This is a genomic window from Mesorhizobium sp. M2C.T.Ca.TU.002.02.1.1, from assembly GCF_003997225.1.
The window spans coordinates 1-2,017 of record NZ_RZTO01000988.1 but is presented as its reverse complement, the minus strand read 5'-3'; the positions used below and the strand labels follow the sequence as shown (position 1 = coordinate 2,017).

Annotated in this window: 2 protein-coding genes; both read right to left on the bottom strand. The window is 66.7% G+C overall.

Annotated elements, in window-relative coordinates; translation table 11 throughout:
• Positions 1-1,367 (bottom strand): type VI secretion system membrane subunit TssM (gene tssM, locus EOD07_RS32390; RefSeq protein WP_127238147.1); only part of this gene is annotated, 1,367 nt, incomplete at its 3' end.
• 1 nt (position 1,368) lies between these two features.
• The coding region (gene tssL, locus EOD07_RS32385) for a type VI secretion system protein TssL, long form (RefSeq protein WP_127238146.1) at positions 1,369-2,017 on the bottom strand (649 nt) is incomplete at its 5' end.

Genomic DNA, 2,017 nt, shown 5'->3' with positions numbered 1-2,017 from the left:
CCGGCGAGCAGCGCCGCCAGCGCGCAGGCGGCTGCCGCGCCGCGCCAGATCCAGGCGCGCCGGCGCTGCGCCAGCGGATCGAATGTGCCGAGGCCGGCTTCCTTGAAGATCACTTCGGTTAGCAGGTTCCTGAGGAAGAAGCTGCGCTTCTCGACACGCGCCGCCGGCATGGCGCGGCGGGGCGGCAATCCGAAGGACGAGGAAAGGGCGGCGGTCAGCCGGTCGATGGGCGCGCCTTCCTGCGTCGCCGAGGTCAGATAAAGGCCGCGCAGCCAGGCGGCCTCCTCGTAGCGGCTTTCGCCGAACATTGCTTCGACCAGCACCTGGATCGGCTCGGAGAGGCTCGCCAACTGCGCCGGGAAACGGAAGATATCGGCGCGCTGGCCAAGCTTGTCCTCGTCTTCCAGCCGCGGCACCAGCCGCCGCTCCAGCTCGGCGGCCAGCCTGGCAAGTTCCGTCTGGATCGTGCCGGCGTTGACGCGGGCGTCGAGCGGGAAAGTCGTTCCCCACACCTGTTCGCGCGCCGTCGTCGACAAGCCGCCGAAGAAGGCCTCGAAGCCTTTGATCAGGTCGGCCTTGGTCAGCATCAGGTAGACGGGCAGGCGGATCTCGAGCCGATCGTTCAGCTCCGCCAGCCGGCGGCGGATTTTCCGGCCATGCGCCTTGATCGCCTCGTCGCCTTCGGAGAGCGCATCGATGGACAGAGCGACGATGACGCCGTTGAGCGCGCGGCGGCCCCGATGCTTCTTCAAGAGATCGAGGAAGCCGAGCCACTCCGCCGCGTCGACATCCGGCTGGCTTTCCTGCTGGACATAGCGGCCCGCTGTGTCGATCAGCACCGCGTTCTCGGAGAAGAACCAGTCGCAATTGCGCGTGCCGCCGACGCCCTGCAAATCGTCGGTGAGGTCGATCGGGAAATTGAGCCCGGATTGGCGCAAGGCCGTCGTCTTGCCGGTGGCCGGCGGCCCGACGATCACATACCAGGGCATTTCGCGCAGGAATTTGCGGCCGCCGAGCTTGCGGCGCTTGAGCTCGGCCATCACCTCGCCGAACTTGGCGCCGACGGCCGCGACGCTCTCTTCGCCGGGCGTGAGCTGCTTTTCCTGAACAGGCGCCGCGATCTCGGCGACGAACATGCGGTTGGCGCGGATCGCGCGGCGCTGCGCGATGATCAGCCAGATCAGCCAGAGGATGATCAACCCGGCGATGATGGCGATGCGCACATTGTCGGATTCGAACGGCGCGTAAGGGCCGACCTGCACGATCGGGCCGAACACCCAGATCAGCAGCGAAAGCAGCGCGATGCCGATCAGCGTCCACAGGAATCGCGAGGTGATGACGGCCCAGAGGAAGCGCAGGATGAACATCTCAGAGCCTCTTCTCGACCAGGACCTCGACGCGCCGGTTGAGCGCGCGGCCCTCGCGTGTCGAGTTGTCCGCCACCGGGTCGGTTTCGGCGCGGCCCTCGGAAGAGATGCTCTCCGCCGACACACCGGCTTGCACCAGAAGCTTGGCTATGGTTTCGGCGCGCGCTTCCGACAGGCGCTGGTTGCTGGCAAACGGATTGGATTTTTGCAGCCGCACATTGTCGGTATGGCCGACGACGGTGATTTTCCCGATCAGCTCCTTGTTGTCCAGGATCACCTTGGCGATCGACGCGATCAGCGGCTCGTAGCCTTCCGTCAGCGTGGGTCGCGCGGACTGGAAGAGCTCGGGATTGGACGACTGGATGATCAGTTTGGCCAGCGAGACGCTCTCGGTGCCGCTGAGCGCCCCTTTGAGATCGTCCGGCGCTTCGGCCTTGAATTCCGGCAGCAGCGCGAAATCGACCGGCTGCGGCGCCTCGGGCTCGGGCGCGTCCTGTTTGGGCGGTGCGCGGGTAACGTCGCCGCGCGAAGCGGGCGGCAGCGTGCGCACCAGCGCGGAGAGCTCGACCGCCTGGCTGCTCAAGCCCATCGACAGGCCGATATAGGCGGCGGCGGCGATGACGACCGCGGCAAGCGCCATCACCCAGATC